Origin of the sequence: Modestobacter sp. Leaf380 (assembly GCF_001424485.1) — a bacterium.
Lineage (GTDB): Bacteria > Actinomycetota > Actinomycetes > Mycobacteriales > Geodermatophilaceae > Klenkia.
In genome coordinates, this window is record NZ_LMQC01000006.1 from 96,749 (window position 1) to 115,779 (window position 19,031).

General features: G+C 74.6%; 17 protein-coding genes. 6 read left to right on the forward strand and 11 right to left on the reverse strand.

Translation table 11 applies throughout. The annotated features are described in order from the left end of the window. Nucleotides 1-79: 79 nt before the first annotated feature. Together ASG41_RS06295 and folP are read right to left on the reverse strand one after the other, a co-directional pair. Nucleotides 80-505 carry a PaaI family thioesterase gene (locus ASG41_RS06295; RefSeq protein WP_056291405.1) on the reverse strand — a complete coding sequence of 142 codons (426 nt, stop codon included), beginning with the start codon at nucleotides 503-505 and terminating at the stop codon, nucleotides 80-82. Between the two features lie 10 nt (nucleotides 506-515). Beyond that, nucleotides 516-1,376 carry a dihydropteroate synthase gene (gene folP, locus ASG41_RS06300; protein WP_056291406.1) on the reverse strand — a complete coding sequence of 287 codons (861 nt, stop codon included), beginning with the start codon at nucleotides 1,374-1,376 and terminating at the stop codon, nucleotides 516-518. A gap of 47 nt (nucleotides 1,377-1,423) precedes the next feature. On the opposite strand from folP, the gene glsA reads away from it, so the two are divergent. After that, nucleotides 1,424-2,356 carry a glutaminase A gene (gene glsA, locus ASG41_RS06305; protein ID WP_200938760.1) on the forward strand — a complete coding sequence of 311 codons (933 nt, stop codon included), beginning with the start codon at nucleotides 1,424-1,426 and terminating at the stop codon, nucleotides 2,354-2,356. A gap of 12 nt (nucleotides 2,357-2,368) precedes the next feature. Here the strand turns inward: glsA and ASG41_RS06310 are convergent, their stop codons facing one another. From ASG41_RS06310 to ASG41_RS06320, 3 genes are all read right to left on the reverse strand, one after another. Further along, nucleotides 2,369-3,295, reverse strand: a complete 927-nt coding sequence (locus ASG41_RS06310; RefSeq protein WP_056291408.1) for an acetamidase/formamidase family protein — start codon at nucleotides 3,293-3,295, stop codon at nucleotides 2,369-2,371. Then, nucleotides 3,292-4,509: a serine hydrolase gene (locus ASG41_RS06315; protein WP_056291410.1), complete on the reverse strand. Its 1,218-nt coding sequence runs from the start codon at nucleotides 4,507-4,509 to the stop codon at nucleotides 3,292-3,294. Before ASG41_RS06315 ends, ASG41_RS06310 begins: the two co-directional genes overlap by 4 nt. A gap of 191 nt (nucleotides 4,510-4,700) precedes the next feature. Continuing rightward, entirely contained in the window at nucleotides 4,701-4,988 is a 288-nt protein-coding gene (locus ASG41_RS06320) for an HU family DNA-binding protein (RefSeq protein ID WP_056291413.1), read from the reverse strand. A 315-nt stretch (nucleotides 4,989-5,303) separates the two neighbouring features. On the opposite strand from ASG41_RS06320, the gene ASG41_RS06325 reads away from it, so the two are divergent. After that, the gene (locus tag ASG41_RS06325) at nucleotides 5,304-6,236 is read left to right on the forward strand and encodes an aldo/keto reductase (RefSeq protein ID WP_056291415.1); all 933 of its coding nucleotides are present in this window, start codon (nucleotides 5,304-5,306) and stop codon (nucleotides 6,234-6,236) included. On the opposite strand, the gene ASG41_RS06330 is transcribed toward ASG41_RS06325, so the two are convergent. After that, a complete protein-coding gene (locus tag ASG41_RS06330; protein ID WP_056291417.1) occupies nucleotides 6,208-7,161 on the reverse strand; it encodes a DMT family transporter in 954 nt (317 codons plus the stop codon). The two genes, ASG41_RS06325 and ASG41_RS06330, sit on opposite strands and share 29 nt — an antisense overlap. Nucleotides 7,162-7,233: 72 nt before the next feature. On the opposite strand from ASG41_RS06330, the gene ASG41_RS06335 reads away from it, so the two are divergent. Continuing rightward, complete coding sequence (locus ASG41_RS06335) at nucleotides 7,234-8,157, forward strand: LysR family transcriptional regulator (protein WP_056291479.1); 924 nt, start codon at nucleotides 7,234-7,236, stop codon at nucleotides 8,155-8,157. On the opposite strand, the gene ASG41_RS06340 is transcribed toward ASG41_RS06335, so the two are convergent. The 5 genes from ASG41_RS06340 to ASG41_RS06360 all read right to left on the reverse strand — a co-directional run bounded on the left by ASG41_RS06340 (nucleotide 8,150) and on the right by ASG41_RS06360 (nucleotide 15,402). Further along, nucleotides 8,150-9,226 carry an EAL domain-containing protein gene (locus tag ASG41_RS06340; RefSeq protein WP_056291418.1) on the reverse strand — a complete coding sequence of 359 codons (1,077 nt, stop codon included), beginning with the start codon at nucleotides 9,224-9,226 and terminating at the stop codon, nucleotides 8,150-8,152. The two genes, ASG41_RS06335 and ASG41_RS06340, sit on opposite strands and share 8 nt — an antisense overlap. A 92-nt stretch (nucleotides 9,227-9,318) precedes the next feature. Next, entirely contained in the window at nucleotides 9,319-11,619 is a 2,301-nt protein-coding gene (locus ASG41_RS06345; RefSeq protein WP_056291419.1) for a bifunctional diguanylate cyclase/phosphodiesterase, read from the reverse strand. 147 nt (nucleotides 11,620-11,766) lie between these two features. Beyond that, entirely contained in the window at nucleotides 11,767-12,537 is a 771-nt protein-coding gene (locus tag ASG41_RS06350; RefSeq protein ID WP_056291421.1) for a trimeric intracellular cation channel family protein, read from the reverse strand. Between the two features lie 124 nt (nucleotides 12,538-12,661). Then, nucleotides 12,662-14,716: an acyl-CoA dehydrogenase gene (locus ASG41_RS06355; protein WP_056291423.1), complete on the reverse strand. Its 2,055-nt coding sequence runs from the start codon at nucleotides 14,714-14,716 to the stop codon at nucleotides 12,662-12,664. Further along, nucleotides 14,713-15,402: a TetR family transcriptional regulator gene (locus ASG41_RS06360; protein ID WP_056291426.1), complete on the reverse strand. Its 690-nt coding sequence runs from the start codon at nucleotides 15,400-15,402 to the stop codon at nucleotides 14,713-14,715. The genes ASG41_RS06355 and ASG41_RS06360 overlap by 4 nt, the downstream gene beginning before the upstream one ends. A gap of 62 nt (nucleotides 15,403-15,464) precedes the next feature. Between ASG41_RS06360 and ASG41_RS06365 the strand changes: the two genes are divergently transcribed. From ASG41_RS06365 to ASG41_RS06375, 3 genes are read left to right on the forward strand one after another with little or no spacing between them, the layout of a single operon-like run. Continuing rightward, the gene (locus ASG41_RS06365) at nucleotides 15,465-16,739 is read left to right on the forward strand and encodes an acetyl-CoA C-acetyltransferase (protein ID WP_056291428.1); all 1,275 of its coding nucleotides are present in this window, start codon (nucleotides 15,465-15,467) and stop codon (nucleotides 16,737-16,739) included. A gap of 20 nt (nucleotides 16,740-16,759) precedes the next feature. Beyond that, a complete protein-coding gene (locus ASG41_RS06370; RefSeq protein ID WP_056291429.1) occupies nucleotides 16,760-18,100 on the forward strand; it encodes a 3-oxoacyl-ACP reductase in 1,341 nt (446 codons plus the stop codon). After that, complete coding sequence (locus tag ASG41_RS06375) at nucleotides 18,100-18,951, forward strand: MaoC/PaaZ C-terminal domain-containing protein (RefSeq protein WP_056291431.1); 852 nt, start codon at nucleotides 18,100-18,102, stop codon at nucleotides 18,949-18,951. The genes ASG41_RS06370 and ASG41_RS06375 overlap by 1 nt, the downstream gene beginning before the upstream one ends. Nucleotides 18,952-19,031: the final 80 nt, after the last annotated feature.

Consider the following 19,031-nt stretch of genomic DNA (forward strand, 5'->3'; position numbering starts at 1 on the left):
CTCCTCGAGAGCTGGGTGGTGACCCCAGTCTCACACCCGGCGTGGCCCTCGCCACAGCGGGGCTACCGGTCAGTAGGGGTCAGCGCGGCCAGAGCACGGACTGCGTGCAGCGGAACAGCGCCATCGTCTTCCCGGAGTCCGCGTTGCTCACCACGGCGTCCCAGACCTGGGTCGTGCGTCCGGCGTGCACGTTCGTGGCGACGCACTCCACCCGGCCCTCGCGCGCCGTCCCCAGGTGGTTGCTCTTGAGCTCGACGGTGGTGAAGCCGGTGGCGCCCTCGGGCAGCAGGGCGCGGGTGGCCAGGCCGCAGGAGGTGTCCGCCAGGCCCACGACGGTGGCCGCGTGCAGGTAGCCGTTGGGTGCCAGCAGCTCGCCCCGGACGTCGAGGTGGCTGGTCAGCCGGCCGGCCTCGTGGCTGTCGATGACGATCCCGAGCAGCCCCGGGAGGGTTCCCGGCAGCAGCGCGTTCAGCTCGTCGGCGGTGTGGAACCCGGTGGCGGCCATGAGCGTGACGTTAAGCGAGGCCGCGGGTGGTGCGCAGGGGTGGGCGGTCGCCCCGGATGCTCGCGACCGTGTCCAGCGTCTGCCGGGTGGGGGCGACGTCGTGGGCCCGGAAGACCCGCGCGCCGAGCCAGGCGCTGACGGCGGTCGCGGCCAGGGTGCCGGTGAGCCGCTCGTCCAGCGGGACGCCGAGGGTCTCGCCGATGAAGTCCTTGTTGCTCAGCGCCACCAGCACCGGCCAGCCGGTGTCCACCAGCTCGCCCAGCCGGCGGGTGGCCTCCAGCGAGTGCCGGGTGTTCTTGCCGAAGTCGTGCCCGGGGTCGATGAGCACCCGCTCGCGGTCGACGCCCGCCGCGACGGCGGCGTCGGCCAGCGCCGTCGTCCGGGCGACGATGTCGGCGACGACGTCGGGGTAGGCCACCCGGTGCGGGCGGGTGCGCGGGGGCAGCCCACCGGCGTGGGTGCAGACGATGCCGGCCCCGGCCTCGGCGGCGACCTCGGCCAGCCGCGGGTCGACCCCGCCCCAGGCGTCGTTGACGACGTCGGCGCCGGCGGCCAGCACCTCGCGGGCCACCTCGGCGCGCCAGGTGTCGATGGAGATGGGCAGCTCGGGGTGGGCGGCGCGGATCGCGGCGACCAGGTCGACGGTGCGGCGGATCTCCTCCGCCGGCGTCACCTCCGCACCGGGCGCGGCCTTCACGCCGCCGACGTCGACCATGTCCGCGCCCTCGGCGACCACCTGGTCGACCCGGTCCACGGCGGCGGCGAGCTCGAAGGTGGCGCCGCGGTCGTAGAAGGAGTCGGGGGTGCGGTTCACGATCGCCATCACCACCAGCCGCCCGTCGGGGACGTCGAGGGCACCGATGCGCAGCACGGGTCCACTCAACCAGCCCGGTCGCGCGGGCCGTGTCAGCCTGGGGTGTGCCGCCTCGCCCCGCCGACCTGCCCGACGACCTCACCGACGCGCTGGACCGGGTGGCTGCCGAGGCCCGCCCGCTGGCCGGGGACGACGAGGTGCACGAGCCCGGGCAGGGCCCCGAGCGGTTCGGCCTGGCCCTGAGCGAGCTGGACGGCACCGAGCACGTCGCCGGGGACGCCGACGTCGGCTTCCCGGTGCAGAGCGTGGTCAAGGTCTTCTCCCTCACCGCCGCGCTGCAGCTGGTGGGCGAGGACGTGTTCGAGCGGGTCGGCCGCGAGCCGTCCGGGGACCCCTTCGACTCCCTGGTGCAGCTGGAGCGCGAGCACGGTGTGCCGCGCAACCCGTTCATCAACGCCGGCGCGGTCGTCGTCTGCGACGTGCTGGTCGGTGCCACCGGCTCGGCCGAGGCGGCGACGGCCGCGGTGACGGACCTGCTGTCGGACCTGGTGGGCGAGCGGCTCGAGCCCGACCCCGAGGTGCTCGCGCAGGAGCGGGACGGCGCCGACCTGGCCACCGCGATGGGCTGGCTGATGAGCTCGTTCGGGAACTTCCACCACCCGGTCCCCGAGGTCGTCGACGCCTACGCCCAGCTCTGCTCGCTCACCGTGACCGCCCGCCAGCTGGCCCGGGCGGCCCGGTTCCTGGCCGCGGACGGGGTCGACCCGGCCACCGGCGAGCGGGTGCTCCCCGAGCCGCTGGCCCGCCGGGTCAACGCGGTCATGCTGACCTGCGGCACCTACGACGCGGCCGGGCAGTTCGCCTACGACGTGGGCTTCCCGTGCAAGAGCGGTGTCGCCGGTGCGGTGATGGGCGACGTGCCGAACCGGTTCGGGGTCTGCGCGTGGTCGCCGCCGCTGGACGCGGCGGGCAACTCCCGGGCCGGCCGGGCGGCCCTGCACCTGCTCAGCGAGCGGCTGGGCCTCTCGCTGCTCTAGTCGCTGCTCTGGTCACTGCTGCAGGAGCCGTCTCGGTGGCAGCAGTGCGTGCACCCCCACCACCTCGTTGACCACCTGGGTCACCCGCAGGTCCACGACCATCGAGGCCAGCGCCAGGGCCTCCGACCGGCCGAGCCCGTGCAGGGCGCCCATCAGGTCCAGCACCGTGTCCAGGGCGTGCCCGGTGGCGGTGTCCAGGTCGTCGGCGACCCCCATCGCCACCCAGCCGGCCGGGGTCTCCGCGACGGGCGTCCGCAGCCGCAGGCCGTGCAGGTCCTCGAGCACGTCGAGGGTCAGGGTCGCCTCGACCGGGCACTCGATCGCGGTGCCGCTGACCTCGCCGTCGCCCTGCGCGGCGTGCCCGTCGCCCACGCTGAGCAGCGCGTCGGGGACGGTCACCGGCAGGTACAGGGTCGACCCCGCGACCAGCTCCCGGCAGTCCAGGTTCCCGCCGTGCCAGCGCGGCGGCACCGTCGAGTGCCGGCCGGGCTCGGCCGGCGGCAGGCCCACCACGCCCAGGAACGGCCGGACGGCGACCCGGTGCCCGTGCTGCTCGGTGGCCACCCCGTCGGCGATGGTCCAGCGCAGCACCACCGGGTCCCCGAGGACGCCGAGCCGGCGGTTGAGCGCGGTGTCCCGCAGCCCGCAGTACGTCGTCCCGAACGCGCCGGGGACGACGTCGTCCACCCGGACGGCGATCACCTGGCCCGGCCGCGCACCGCGGACCGCGATCGGGCCGGTGAGCGCGTGCCCGGTGCCCGGCTCCCACGCCGGGTGCCGCTCGCGCGCGGCCAGGTCACCGCCGTCGAACGGGCCGGTCGACCAGCCGGAGTCCAGGCAGCCGACGGTGACCGTGGCACCCGGGTCCACGGTCAGTGCGGGCGGGAGCGACGCGTCGAACCAGCCGTGCAGCGTCTGCGCCGTGGGGTCCAGCCTCACACCAGGGCCTGGTTCACCAGCTGCCGCAGGTACGAGCGGATCGGCAGTGTGCTGGAGGGCAGCAGCTGGGTGTAGAAGCTGACGGTCAGGTCCTCGACGGGGTCGACGTAGAACGCCGTCGATGCCGCGCCGCCCCACGAGTAGTCGCCCACCGAGCTGACGACGCCGTAGCGGGCCGGGTCCAGCACCATCGAGAAGCCCAGCCCGAACCCGACGCCGCGCAGCGGGGTCTCGGCGAACAGCGGCCGGCCGTAGGTCTCCAGGTCGGCGTTGCCCGGGATGTGGTTGCGCACCATGTGTGCCAGCGTCCGGGAGCCCAGCACCCGGGTGCCGTCGGGTGCAGCGCCCCCGGCGCGGAGCATCTCCACGAACCGCAGGTAGTCCCCCGCGGTGGAGACCAGCCCGCCGCCGCCGGACAGGAACGCGGGCTTCTGCCGGGCAGCCGGCTCGAAGGCGGCCAGCGGGACGACGCCGGGGCCGTAGAGCCGGGCCAGCAGGGCGGGGTCGTCGTCGGGGCGCAGGCCGAAGGAGGTCTCGGTCATGCCCAGCGGGCCGAACACCCGCTCGGCGAACACCTCGTCCAGCGGCTTGCCGGCGATCACCTCCACCAGGCGGCCCAGCACGTCGGTGGACACGCCGTAGTTCCACTCGCTGCCGGGCTGGAAGACCAGCGGCATCGCGGCGAACTGGCGGGTGACCTCGGCGGAGTCGGCGCCCGGGGGCGTGCCCCACTCGTGGCCGGCGGCGCGGTAGGCGGCGTCGACGGGGTGGGCGTGGTGGAAGCCGTAGGTCAGCCCGGAGGTGTGGGTGAGCAGGTGCCAGACCCGGATCGGCTCGATCTGCGGCACGGTCACCGGCTTCGCGGCCGAGCCGGCCACGTACACGCGGGTGTCGGCGAACTCCGGCAGCCAGCGGGTGATCGGGTCGGTGAGCTCGAAGGCACCCTCCTCGTACAGCGACATCGCCGCCACCGAGGTGATCGGCTTGGTCATCGAGAAGATGCGCCAGATGGTGTCCGGGGTGACCGGCAGGCCGGCCTCGACGTCCCGCACGCCGTGCGTGCCGACGTGGGCCAGCCGGCCGTGCCGCGAGACGGTGACGAGGAACCCGGGCAGCTGCCCGTCGTCCACCCAACGGGCCAGCCGGGCGTCCAGCCGGCGCAACCGGCCGGCGTCCAGGCCCACCTCGGCGGGGTCGGTGACGTTCTCGAGCACTGTGCCTCCTGGTCGCGCGGCCCCGTTCGTCGGTGGACGGGGCGCTCGCCCGCATCCTGCCCCCGCCGTCCGACAGGCGCCCCGTGCGGCGTCGTCCCCCCACGCGAGAGGCCGCCCTCCCCCACGAGTTCTCGCGGGGGAGGACGGCCTCGGACCAGCTCAGCCGGTCGACGCGCGGTGCGCGTCCTCGGTCAGGAGACGGGGACGGCGGCAGCGGCCTTCTTCAGGTTCGAGCCGGCCGACAGCTTGGCGGTGTTCGACGCGGCGATCTCGATCGACTCACCGGTCTGCGGGTTGCGGCCGGTGCGGGCGGAGCGCTGACCGCGCTCGAGGGTCAGCAGGCCCGGCAGGGCGATCTTGTCGCCGCGGGTGAGGGCCTCGACGAACTCCTCGCCGAGGGCGGCGATGACGGAGTCGACGGTCGAGGCGGGGACGTCGGCGCGCTTGGCGATGGCGGAGACGAGTTCGGCCTTGTTCACGGGGGGTTCCTCTCGGTGGTCTGGTGGCCCACTCGGGTGGGCCTCCCCGGTCGTCCGGGCGGACGGTCGGGGCCTCCGCGGGGTGCGGGGACGAGCCGTTCCCGGCTCCTCCCGCCGCCTCGCGGGCGGTCTGGCCGACCACGTCGTCGACCAGGGACGTCAGGCACGGTGCCATGCCGACCTGCGGTTCCGCCAGCGACAGGCCCGTCTTTCCGGCGTTTCGAGCCCTCATCCGGGTCGCAGCGGGCCCGTCGAGCCCGCGCCCGCCCCACCGGCCGGCCTGCGTGAGGGACCGGTCCGGCCTAGCGTCGGGGCATGCCACAGCTCCCCGGGACCGACCTGACCGTCAGCGACCTCTGCTTCGGCGGCAACGTGTTCGGGTGGACCGCGGACGAGGCGACGAGCTTCGCCCTGCTGGACCGCTTCCACGACGCCGTGCCCTCGACCCAGTCCCCGTTCGTCGACTCCGCCGAGATGTACGGCAACGGCCTGTCCGAGCAGATCCTGGGCCGTTGGATGGCCGAGCGCGGCGCCCGGGACCGGGTGGTGGTGGCCACCAAGGCCAGCCCCGGCGAGAAGGAGCACCCGCTGTCGGCTGCCGAGGTGCAGGCCGCGTGCGAGCGCTCCCTGCGCAACCTGCAGGTCGACACCATCGACGTCTACTACGCGCACTACGACGACGAGACGACGCCGCTGGAGGAGACCCTGCGGGCCTTCGACGACCTGGTGCAGGCCGGCAAGGTGCGCCACGTCGCTGCCTCGAACTACTCGGCGGCCCGGCTCACCGAGGCGTTGGACCTGCAGCGCGACCTGGGCCTGACGCCCTACGTGGCACTGCAGCCGCACTACAACCTGATGGAGCGCCCGGTCTACGAGGACGAGCTGCGCGACGTCGTCGCCGACCGCGGGCTGGGCACGCTGCCCTACTTCTCGCTGGCCAAGGGCTTCCTGACCGGCAAGTACCGGGCGGGGGAGACCATCGACAGCCCGCGCGCGAAGGGCGCCTCGGCCTACGTGGGGGAGGAGGGCGACCGGGTGCTGGCGGCGCTGGCGCAGGTCGCCGACGCGCACGGCACGACCGGGTCGGCGGTGGCGCTGCGCTGGCTGGCCGACCAGCCCACGGTGGTCGCCCCGATCGCCAGCGGCCGGTCGGTGGAGCAGCTGGCCGACCTGCTCCCGATGCTGGACCTGGTGCTCACCGACGACGAGCGCCAGGCCCTCACCGACGCCTCGGCCCAGCCGCGCTGACCCCGCCGGCGGGCCGGGACACCGGGCCCGCGGTTCCCGCGACGCCCGCGGTCCGGTGCTGGAGCTCCACCCGCTGACCCCAGCCGGTGCCGGCCAGCACCAGCGCGGCGCCCAGGCCGACGGCCCAGGTGAGGTGGTCCCCGGCCAGGCCGATCCCGACGGCCACCGCCCAGACCGGCTCGGTGCCCATCAGCAGGCTGGCCCGGGCGGCCGAGGTGGCCCGCACCGCCCACAGCTGCACCAGGAACGCGAACACGGTGCAGGCCAGCCCGAGCCAGGCGACCGCCCACCAGGTCCCGGCACCGGCACCCACGACGGCGCCGGCGAGGCCGGCCGGCAGCGCCAGGGCGGTGAACCCCAGTGCGCAGACCCAGGTCTGCACCAGGGTGAGCGTCAGGGTCCGGACCGGCCGGTCCCTGGTCAGCGACCCGCTGGCGGTGACGTGCACCGAGCGGACGAACGCGGCCAGGAGCATCACCGCGTCCCCCACGGTGGGGGCGCTGAGCCCGTCCCCGGAGACGAGCACGGCCACCCCGACGACGGCGACCACGACGGCGACGAAGAACCGCCGGGGCAGCCACCGCCGCCCGGCCAGGGACTCCAGCACCGGGGTGAGCACGACGGTGAGGCTGATGAGCAGACCGGCGTTGGTGGCCGTCGTCCGGGTGACGCCCCAGGTCTCCAGGACCAGGACGAGGGCCTGCGACCCACCCAGCACCACGCCCAGGCGCATCTCCCCGCGGCTGGGCCGCCCGGAGCGCAGCACGGCCGCGACGAGGGCCAGCACGACGCCGGCGACGAGGAAGCGGACCGCCAGCAGGGGGAGCACCCCCAGCTGCGCGGCGGCCTCCTGGGCGGCCCAGTAGCTGCTGCCCCACACCGCGGCGACCGCGAGCAGGCTGACGTCGGTCCGGGACGGGTGCACCGGACGAGCGTCGCCGTCGCCACCCTGAAGAACCAGGGTCACTTCGACCAAGCACGCTTTAGCATCGCCTTCATGGACGTGCGACAGCTCCAGCTGCTCCGGGAACTGGGGGAGCGGGGCAGCCTGTCCGCCGTCGCCGAGGCCGCCCACGTCAGCCCGTCGGCGGTGTCCCAGCAGCTCAAGGTGCTGCAGCGGGGTGCCGCCGTCCCGTTGACCGAGCGGCGTGGCCGGCGGCTGGTCCTGACTCCCGCGGGACGGGCGCTGGCCGCCGCGGCCGTCGACATCGCCGAGGCCCTGGCCCGGGCCGAGCACGCCGTCGCCGACCACCTGGCCGACGCCGCGGCGCCCGTCCGGGTGTGTGCCTTCCACAGCGCCGGACTGGCCTTCTTCGGGCCGCTGCTGCAGTGGTCCGGGCAGCCGGGCCACCCCCCGGTGCACTGCCGTGACGAGGACACCGCGCAGGACGCCTTCCCGGCGCTGGTCGCCGACCACGACCTGGTGTTGGCCCACCGGCTGCGCCACGGACCCCGGTGGCCCACGGGGCCCGGGCTCGTCGTCACCCGGTTGCTGACCGAGCCCATGGACATCGCCATGGCCCACGGACACCCGCTCGCCGGCCGGGCGCAGGTGACCCCCGCGGACGTCGCACGGCACCGCTGGCTGGCCGTGCACGAGGGGTACCCGCTCACCGGTGTCCTCGGCGCGGTCGGCGCCGCCGCCGGCCGCCCGCTGGACGTCGTCCACCGGGTCAACGACTTCGGGCTGGCCAGTGCCGTCGTGGCCACCGGAGACGTGCTGGCCCTGGTCCCCCGCCACCTGGCCCAGCAGGACCTGCACCCGGGGGTGGTCACCCGGCCGTTGCACGGCCTGACGGTGACCCGCGACGTCGACGTCCTGGCCCGTCCCGACCACCTCGCGCGGTCCGGTGTGCGGGCGGTCCTGGACCGGCTCCGGGAGGCCGGCGCCGCCCTGGTCGCCGGCCCGGCGGTCAGCTGAGCGGCACCGCCGTGGCCGCCTCGGCCAGGTCCTCGACGCGCGCCAGGCCGACGACGGTCCCCGCGGCATCGGTGCAGGGCACCGGGTCGAAGCGGTGCGCGGGGCGGCGGGCCAGTGCCCGGTGCAGGGCCTCGCGGACCTCGGTGTGCGCGGGCAGGGTGAGCGTGGCGGGGACGTCGAACCAGTCGCCGGTGCGGGCGTCGACCAGGGTCAGCCCGGCCGGTTCGCCGGTGGGCTCCAGCTGGACGACCGGCGGGGTGAGCTGGCGGTCGTCCCGTCCGGGCGTCCAGGTGCGCACCGGCCGCAGCAGGGCGGCGACGGTGGTGTCCCGGCGCTGCTCGACGGCCCGGCCGCGCAGCATCCGCAGCACCTCGGGTGCGGCCGGGCCGAACCCGGTGGACGGGCGACCCAGCTGCCAGCCGCGGGCCAGCGGCACGCCCAACCGGCTGAGCCCGGACAGCTCCGCGGTGGTCTCCACGCCGTCGGCCAGCACGGTGGCGCCGGTCCGCTCGGCGTAGGCCAGCAGCCCGGCGACCACCGCCGTGCGGCGCGGGTCGCCGGCGACGCCGGCGGTCAGCCCCTGCGGCAGGACGACGACGTCGGCCGCGAGCTGGGGCACCCGCAGCAGCAGTGCCGCCGGGACGGCGATCCGGGCCCCTCGCGCGGCCAGTCGGGCGCAGCGCTGCAGCAGGGTGGCCTCGTCGTCCACGGGGGAGTCGGTGAGCTCCACGACCACGTCGGTGAGCGGCACCTGCAGCGCCTCGTGCACCGCGGGCGCGCCCAGCAGCCACGGGTCCACGGCCACGTGCACCAGGCCGGAGTCGGGACGCCGGGCCAGCGCGGTCTGCAGCAGCAGCGCCTGCAGCGGGGCGGCGAGGCCGGCGTCCGCGGCGGCGGCGAACCAGACGTCGGGGGTGGCGGTGCCGGGGAAGCGCGCCTCGGCGCGCCAGCCGGCCACCGTGCCGGTGGTCAGCGCCACGACCGGCGCCCAGACGACGGTGAGGTCGTCGGGGTCGGCCAGCAGCGGGCGGCAGTTGGCTCGGCGGGTCGGCTCGAACAGGTCGGTCACCCCACGGTGATCGACGTCCCCGGGCACGGCCTTGACCGGGCCCCGGCCCGGCCTGACCCCTGCGAGGGGGTCAGCCGACGGCGGCGAGGGGGTCAGCCGACGGCGACGGCGCGGCGCTCGAGCAGCTCGGGGACGTCGTCGCCGTCCATCGGGCGGCCGAGCAGGTACCCCTGGGCGAACTCGCAGCCCAGTGCCCGCAGCTGGCGGACCTGGCTGGGCCGCTCCACGCCCTCGGCGACGACCTGCAGGCCGATGTCCTCGGCCAGTCGCAGCACGGCGCGCAGGAACGTGGCCTGCCGGGCGTCGGTGTCGATGGCGGCCAGGAAGGACCGGTCGATCTTCACCGAGTCCAGCGGCATCGAGTTCAGCTGGGCCAGCGAGGAGTAGCCGACCCCGAAGTCGTCCAGGGAGACCCCGACGCCCAGGTGGCGCAGCTGGGTGACGGTGCGCTTGGCGGCGTCCAGGTCGGCGAAGATGCCGGACTCGGTGATCTCCAGGACCAGCTGACCGGGCAGCAGCCGGTAGCGGCTGACCAGCTCGCCGACGATGGCCACGAAGCCGGGCGCGATGACCTGGCTGGGAGCGACGTTGACGTGCACGGTGAGCGGCTCGTGGCGCCCGGTGGTCCACTCGGCCAGCTTGCGGCAGGCCTCGGCGAGCAGGTCGGCGGTCAGCGCGGGCATCAGCCCGGTGCGCTCGGCCAGCGGGATGAACACGTCCGGGGGGACGTCGGTGTCCTCGTGCCGCCAGCGGGCCAGCGCCTCCAGGCCCAGCACCCGCCCGGTCTCCAGCTCCACGATGGGCTGGTAGGCCAGCCGCACCCGCTTGTCGTCGATGGCCGTGCGCAGTGCCTGGCGCAGCTCCTGGTCCTGCAGCTCGGCCAGGCTCATGCCCACGCTGTAGGCCACGATCCGGTCCTTGCCCGAGCGCTTGGCCGAGTACATGGCGGTGTCCGAGCGGGCCAGCAGCTCGTCGGCGGCGACCGGGGCGTCGTCGGCGTCCAGGGCGCAGATGCCGACGCTGGCGTGCACGTCCAGGGTGTTGCCGCGCACCGTGAACGGCGTCCGCAGCCCGCCGGCGATCTTGGCACCGATCTGCAGCGGGTCACCGCCGTCCTCGAGCAGGACGGCGAACTCGTCGCCGCCCAGGCGGGCCACGGTGTCCCCGGTGCGGACCGCGCCGGTGAGCCGGTCGGCGACCCGGACCAGCAGCTCGTCGCCGGCGGCGTGGCCCAGGGTGTCGTTGATGACCTTGAAGTCGTCGAGGTCGAGGAAGACGACCGAGACCGGCCGCAGGTCGCGGGCGTGCAGCTGCAGGGCGTGCTCCAGGCGGTCCAGGAACAGCGCCCGGTTCGCCAGCCCGGTCAGGCCGTCGTGGAAGGCCTGGTGGCGCAGCTCGGCCTCGCGGGTGGCCAGTTCGGCGGCGAGGCGGGTGTTGTCGCGCAGGGCCAGGTACTGCCGGGCCAGCAGCAGGCCGACGACGATGGCGGCGGTGAGCAGCTCCCCGCCGCCCAGGACCCGGCCGGAGACGGCCAGCCCCGCGGTGACGACGAGCGCGACCGCGACGGGCACGTAGGGGAGGAAGGCCGACCGGGTGCTCGGGACGCCGGCCGGGCGCTGGCGGGCGGCGCCCTCCACGGCCGTGCCGGCGACGGGGTCGCGGCGGGTCAGCGCGGCCAGCCCGATGAGCAGGAAGCCGGCGATCCAGCCCAGGTCGATGGAGCTGCCCACGTAGGCGCCGGTGGCGGCCACGTAGGCGAAGCCGCTGTCGGCGACGCTGAAGGAGGTCAGGCCCAGCCCGACCAGCACCAGCGGGGTCCGGCCGGTGGTCGTGCGGGCCAGGGTGAGCACGGTCAGCGTGATGACCAGGACGTCGAGCACCGGGTAGGTGACGAGGAGGGCGGAGGTGAGCGTGTCCTCGGTGATGTCGTAGCTGACGACGGCGCCCAGGGCGGTCTCCCAGCTGACCAGGCCGACCGCGGTCGAGGTCATCAGGGCGTCGAGGGTGCGCTGCCAGCGGCCGGTGCGGCCGTCGTCGGTGGGGTGCAGCAGCAGGGACGCGGTGGCAAGCAGCGGGAAGGCCACGAAGCCGACGTCGGCCACCGACGGGAAGGGGGCCTCGCCGCCCTGCACGACCTCGACCCAGGACCAGTACGCCTGGCCCAGCGTCCAGCAGCCGGTCCCGGCGCTGAGCAGCGCCCAGGACCAGCGGGTCCGCCCGGCGTGCCGGGTGGTCCGCCACGCGGTGAGACCGGTCGCGACCAGCCCGGAGCCGAGCTGTGCGAGGTTGGAGGTGAAGCGGTCGAAGGACTCCGCGGGGCTCCACAGAGCCGCGATCTGGCAGCCGACCAGCACCAGCACGACCGCCACGACGGCAGCACGAGGGGGGGCCATCGGCCACCGGTGCGATCCCCGCTGCATGAGGAGTCCTCTCGACACGGACCCGAGTGGTCCGCACGGAGATCATCGGCCGACCGGGCTCGGCGGCTCATCCCCCGCAGGGGTGACTCCCGGTGACGTCCCCACGACAGGTGGTGCTGGTCAGCGCCGCCCCAGCCGGCGCCGCCGCCGGGCCCGTTCGGCCGTGGCGTCCGTCGCCGGTCGGGGACGCCGCACCCGGGACAACCGGCTCCGGGCCCGCAGCGGCAGGTCGATCGCCACGGGCGCGGCCCACCCCCGCCAGACCGACAGCACCCGGAGTCCCGCGACCAGCACGATGACCAGGGCCGCCACCGGCAGCGGCGGCAGGTCCAGCGGACCGGCGAGCACCGTGAGCGCGCTCGCGCCGAGCAGGGCGGCGACCGCGTTGTACGGCCCGGGCTGCACGATGTCGGCCCGCTGGGCCAGCAGGACGTCCCGGATGACCGCGCCGCCGACCGCCGTCACCACGCCGATGAACACGACGCTCGCGCTGGGCAGCCCGGCCAGCTGGGCCTTCTGCGCACCGATGACGGTGAAGAAGCCCAGCGTGAGCGCGTCCAGACCGACCAGCAGCCCGGTCGCCCGGGACAGCCAGCCGGAGAAGAAGAACGTCACCATCGCGGTGATCGCCACGGTGGGCAGGTAGGCCGGGTTGGTCAGCGCCACCACCGGGACGCCGAGCAGCACGTCCCGGATCAGCCCGCCACCGAGCCCACCGGAGACCGCGAGCAGCAGCACCCCGGACACGGCGAAGCCCTCACGGGCGGCCAGCAGGCCGCCGGTGAGGGCGCCGATCACGATCGCGGTGAGGTCGACCGCGGCGGGGACCCGCAGCGCCTCGTCGGCCGCGACGTCCGCGGTGACCTGGAGGAGGGCTGCCGTGGTGCTCACGGTGGCCCATCCTCCCGCCCCGCCGCGGCAGAGGAAGCTGTACACCCCTCATTCGGGCCAGGAGGGGGTGTAGAGCTTCCTCTGCCGAAGCGGGTCTTGCCGAGGCGGGTCTTGCCGAGGCGGGCTACTGGGCGGGGGCCATCTCCAGGTCGATCGCCGTCGCGTCCGGGGTGTCGACGGCGGACTCGCCGGCCGGCGCGGCGGCACGCACCCGCGCGTCCTCGGCGGCCATGACGTCCTGGCGCTCGCCCTCGCGCTCGACGATGGAGGACTTGACCCACGCCTCCGGGATGGCGAAGGCGTCGACCAGCGTGCGCATGTGCGGGCGCAGCTCCTTGAGCAGCTGGTTGACCGCGCCGGTGACGGCCTTGGACCGGGTCGGGGTGAGCCGGCCGTGCTCCAGGAACCAGCCCTTGTCGGCCTCGATGGTGCTCAGGGCGTACAGGTCGCAGACCTTGGACAGCAGCGCCCTGGCCGCCGGGTCCGTCGTCCGCTCGATGCCGGCGACGAAGCCCTCCAGCACGATCCGGTCGATGTGCGTGGACGCCGTCCGCAGGACGTGGTCCTGGACGTCGTTGAAGATGTCGAAGGGCTTGATCCCCTTGGTCGCAGCACCCTTGCGCAGCCGCTTGATCGCGCCGTCCAGGGTGTGCTTCTCGCGGTCCTCGAAGGTCCGCAGCTGCCAGCCGCGGTCCAGCAGCGAGACGTCCTCGTCCCGCCCGGGGACGGCGTCCACCAGCCGGGCGATGAGCGACCGGGCGGCGGTGCGCTCCAGCACGGTCTCCCGGACCTGGTCGGCGACGAACTGCGCCTTGCCCCAGCCGTCCAGGGAGCCGAAGGCGTCCCGGTACCCGGTGAGCAGGCCCTTGGCGACCAGCTGGAGCAGGACGGTGTTGTCGCCCTCGAACGTGGTGAAGACGTCGGTGTCGGCCTTGAGCGCCGGCAGCCGGTTCTCCGCGAGGTAGCCCGCGCCACCGCACGCCTCACGGGCCATCTGGATGGTGGACGTGGCGTGCCAGGTGTTGGCCGCCTTGAGCCCGGCGGCGCGGGACTCGAGCTCCCGCTGGGCCCCCTCGTCGACGTCCTCCGCGCCCTGCACGTCGTGCATGGTGGAGACCAGCTCCTCCTGGGCGAAGTGCAGCGCGTAGGTCTTCGCCAGTGCCGGCAGCAGCTTGCGCTGGTGCACCAGGTAGTCGTTGACCACGATCTCGCGGTCCTCGCCGGGGGCGGCGAACTGGCGGCGGACGTCGCCGTAGCGGACGGCGATCTCCAGCGCGAGCTTGGTCGCCGAGCCCGCGGACCCGCCGACGCTCACCCGCCCGCGCACCAGGGTGCCGAGCATGGTGAAGAAGCGTCGGGTCTCGTTCTCGATGGAGGAGGAGTAGGTGCCGTCGGCGGCGACCTGGCCGTAGCGGTCCAGCAGCATGTCGCGGGGGACGCTCACGTGGTCGAAGGACAGCCGGCCGTTGTCCACGCCGTTGAGGCCGGCCTTGGCGCCGTCGTCCCCGATGGTGACGCCGGGCAGCGGGGCGCCGGCCTCGTCGCGGATGGGCACCAGCCAGGCGTGCACGCCGTGCCGCTGCCCGCCGCTGACCAGCTGGGCGAACACGACGGCCATCCGGCCGTCCGCCGCGGCGTTGCCGATGTAGTCCTTGCGGGCGGACTCGTGCGGGGTGTGCAGGTCGAAGGTCTCGGTGGCCGGGTCGTAGGTGCACGTGGTGCGCAGCTGCTGGACGTCGGAGCCGTGCCCGGTCTCGGTCATCGCGAAGCAGCCCATGAGCTCCCCGGAGATGATGTCGGGCAGGTAGGCGGCGTGCTGGCGCTCGGTGCCCAGCAGGTGCACCGCTCCGCCGAACAGGCCCCACTGTACCCCGGCCTTGACCATCAGCGACAGGTCGCCGAAGGCGAGCATCTCGATCGAGGTGACCGAGGCGCCGGAGTCCTCCTGGCCGCCGAACGCGCGGGGGAAGCCCAGGCTGGTGCGGCCGGTGGCGGCGAGGTCCTTGGTCAGGGCGGTGATCCGCTCGCGGGCCTCGGCGTTGGTCTCGCCGTAGACCGGGGCGTACTTGGCCTCGCCCAGCTGCTCGCGGGCGTCCCGGCGGACCTGGGCCCAGCGGCCGTCCAGCACCTCGGTGAGGCGGGCCGGGTCGACCGTGGTGGGGAGCGGGGTGCTGGTCATCGGTTCTCCTCCGTGGGGTGCTGCTGGGCCTGCGGGACGGTCGTGACGACGCCGGACAGTCCTGCCCAGGCGAGGTCGGTGAGGTGGGCGGTGAGCTCGGCGCGCGGCATGGGGTCCGGGGAGCGCAGCCAGCGGTCGGCAGCGGCGCGGACCAGGCCGACGAGCCCGTGGCCCCAGGGCTCGGCGGCGGCGGTGTCCCGGCCGGCCTGTTCCAGGGCGAGCGCGACGAGCCCGGCGGCCTGGTCCCCGACGAGCTCGGAGAGCCCGGCGATCGGGTCGGCGTCGGCGGCGCGGTCGGTGGGGGAGTGCACGACGAAGCGGTAGAGCTCCGGGTCGGCCTCGATGAAGGCGAGGTAGGTGTCGACGGCGGCGGCCACGAGCTGACGCGGCCGCTCGATGCCGGTCATCGCCTCGCGCAGGGCCCCCAGCAGCTGCTCGGCGACCTGGGCGCAGACCGCGAGGTGCAGCTCGCCACGGTCGGCGAAGTGCCGGTAGACGACGGTCTTGCTGGTGCCCGCGGCCTGGGCGATCTCGTCCATGCCGACGCCGGAGCCGTGCTCGGTGACGGCGGCCACGGTGGCCTGCACGAGCTGCTCGCGCCGGGCGCGGCGGTGCTCGTCCCACCGGGAGTCCCGGCGGTCGCGTGGCGGCGTCACTGCCGGCGCCGCGATCGTCTCGGCTTTCATGTGAACAACGGTACCTGGTACTTTCGGTACCGACAACGGCACCCACTCTCCCGGAGGCCCCTGTGACTCGCCAGGCCGCGATCGTCGGCGGGAACCGCATCCCGTTCGCCCGCTCCAACTCGAAGTACGCCCGCGCGTCCAACCAGGACATGCTCACCGCGACCCTCGACGGGCTGGTGGCGCGCTTCGGCCTGCAGGACCAGGCCGTCGGCGAGGTCGTCGCTGGCGCCGTCCTCAAGCACTCGCGCGACTTCAACCTGACCCGTGAGTCCGTGCTGGGGTCGCGGCTGTCGGCCGCCACGCCGGCCTACGACGTGCAGCAGGCCTGCGGCACCGGGCTGGAGGCCGCCGTCCTGGTGGCGAACAAGATCGCCCTGGGCCAGGTCGAGTCCGGCATCGCCGGTGGGGTGGACACCACCTCGGACGCGCCGCTGGCCGTCAACGAGGACCTGCGGCACGCCCTCATCGCGCTGAACAACGCGAAGACCCTCCCGCAGCGGCTCAAGGCGCTGTCCGGGCTGCGGCCCGGTCAGCTGGTGCCCGACGTCCCACGCAACGTGGAGCCGCGCACCGGGCTGTCGATGGGCGAGCACGCGGCCATCACGGCCAAGGAGTGGGGCATCACCCGGGAGGCCCAGGACGAGCTGACCGTCGCCTCCCACCAGCACCTGGCCGCCGCCTACGACCGGGGCTTCTTCGACGACCTGGTCACCCCCTACCTGGGCCTGACCCGGGACCAGAACCTGCGCCCGGACTCCTCGCTGGAGAAGCTGGCGACGCTGGAGCCGGTCTTCGGCAAGGGCGAGGGCGCCACCATGACGGCGGCCAACTCCACCCCGCTCACCGACGGCGCCTCCGCGGTGCTGCTGTCCAGCGACGAGTGGGCCGCCGAGCGGGGCCTGCCGGTCCTCGCACACCTGGTCGACGCGCAGACCGCCGCCGTGGACTACGTGCACGGCGGGGAGGGCCTGCTGATGGCCCCGGCCTACGCGATGCCGGTGATGCTGGCCCGCAACGGCCTGACGCTGCAGGACTTCGACCTGTACGAGATCCACGAGGCGTTCGCCTCCACCGTGTTGTCGACGATGAAGGCCTGGGAGGACCCGGCGTTCTGCGCGGAGAAGCTGGGCCTGGACGCCCCGCTGGGTCCGATCGACCGGAGCAAGCTCAACGTCCACGGCTCGTCCCTGGCCGCAGGGCACCCCTTCGCCGCCACCGGCGGACGGATCGTCGCCTCGTTGGCCAAGGCCCTGCACGAGATGGGCCCGGGCAAGCGGGGCCTGATCTCCATCTGCGCCGCCGGCGGCCAGGGCGTCGTCGCGATCCTCGAGTCCTGAGAGAGAGAAGGAGCACCCCCGTGAGCGACTGGTACCGCGACTTCGCCAACTCCGGCGTCGGCACGACCATCACCAAGCAGTTCGGCCTGCCCCGCCCCGCGGTGCTGCGCCGGTACGCCCCCGGCGACCCGCTGCTGCCGGGTCCCGCCGTCATCGGGTCCGCCGGGGAGGGCCGGCTGCGCGAGGAGCTGACCTCGCTGCTGACCGAGGCCGGGGTGACGGTGCTGTCCCCGGCCGCGGACACCGAGAAGCTGTCCGCCGTCCTGCTGGACGCGACCGGGCTGACCACGCCGGCCGACCTGGCGTCCGCGCACGACTTCCTCGCCCCGGCGGTCAAGCGGCTGCGGCCCAACGGCCGGGTGCTCGTGCTGGGTGACCCGCCGAGCGAGACGACGTCCCCGGCGCAGTCGGCCGCTCGGCAGGCCCTCGACGGGCTGGTCCGGTCGATCGGCAAGGAACTGCGGGCCGGCGCCACCGCCAACCTGGTGTACGTCCCGTTCGGTGCCGAGGCCTCGATCGCCAGCCCGGTCCGGTTCTTCCTGTCCGGCCGGTCGGCCTACGTCGACGGCCAGGTCGTCACGGTGTCCCCGGCCGACCTGCCCGCCGGTGAGGACGTCGACCGGCCGCTCGCCGGCAAGGTCGCCGTCGTCACCGGGGCCGCGCGTGGGATCGGCGCGGCGATCGCCCGCACCATCGCCCGGGACGGCGCCCACGTGGTCGCCGTCGACGTGCCCGCTGCCGGGCAGGCGCTGGCCGGGGTCGCCAACGAGATCGGCGGGACGGCGCTGCAGCTGGACATCACCGCGCCCGACGCGGCCGCCCGGCTGGTGGAGCACCTGCGGGAGCGGCACGGCGGGGTGGACGTGGTGGTGCACAACGCCGGCATCACCCGGGACAAGCTGCTGGTCAACATGGACACCGCGCGCTGGAACTCGGTGATCGCGGTGAACCTGCAGGCCCAGCTGGACCTCACCCAGGCCCTGCTGGACGCCGACGGCGTGCTCCGGGACGGCTTCCGGTTCGTCTGCGTCAGCTCGACCAGCGGCATCGCGGGCAACCGCGGGCAGACCAACTACGCGGCGTCCAAGGCCGGGATCATCGGCATGGTGCGGGCTTTCGCGCCCGGGTTCGCCTCCCGCGGGGGCGCGATCAACGCCGTCGCACCGGGCTTCATCGTCACCGAGATGACCGCGAAGATGCCCTTCGGCACCCGCGAGGTCGGCTCGAGGATCAACTCGATGCAGCAGGGTGGGCTGCCGGTCGACGTCGCCGAGACGATCGCCTGGCTGTCCCAGCCGGGGTCCGGCGGGGTCAACGGCCAGACCGTGCGGGTCTGCGGCCAGAGCATGCTGGGCGCCTGATGGGCACCCCCGTGGTGCTGTCCTCGGCGCCGTCGATGGCCAAGCTCTTCGCCCAGGCGGCGGTGACCGCGCGCGGGCGCGGTGGGTCGCTGCCCGACACCCACCTGGCCCGGGTCGCCGTCGAGGTGGACCCCGGGCAGGTCGCGGACTACGCGCAGGTGTGCCGGTTCCCATTGGCCGACACGCTCCCCCCGACGTTCCCGCACGTGCTGACCTTCCCGCTGCAGGTCGCCCTGATGGCCGACCGGGCGTTCCCGCTGGCGCTGCCCGGGCTGGTCCACGTGCGCAACCGGGTGGACGTCGTCCGGCCGGTCGGGGTGGGGGAGCGGCTGGACCTGGAGGTGTGGGCGGACGCGTTCGCCCCGCACCGGTCGGGTGCGACGGTCGACCTGGTCGCCTCGGTCCGGTCCCGGGGCGACGAGGTGTGGCGTGGGCGCTCGACGTACCTGGCCCGTGGCGCGACGGCACCCGGTGCGCCGGCCGACGTCCCCGAGCTGACCATCGGCGACGTGTCGGAGGCGGCCGTCTGGCGAGTGCCCGACGACGCCGGCCGGCGCTACGCCAAGGTCTCCGGTGACGTGAACCCCATCCACCTGTCCGGCCTGACCGCCAAGGCCTTCGGGTTCAAGCGGGCCATCGCGCACGGCATGTGGGTCAAGGCCCGAGCCCTGGCCGCGCTGAGCGGGCGGCTGCCGGAGGCGTTCTCCGTCGACGTGGCGTTCCGCAAGCCGCTCTTCCTGCCCTCGACCGTCGCGTTGTCGACGGGTGCGCGAGAGGGCGGGTGGGACCTGGCGGTGCGGGCGCAGGCGGCCGGGACCGACCACGTGCTGGGCAGGGTCCGTCCACTCTGAGCCCTCACGCCCGTGCGCCGGCGGGCCTGGGCAGCGGCATCAATCCAGATCCAATCGGTCTCATAACGATCTGGTGACGT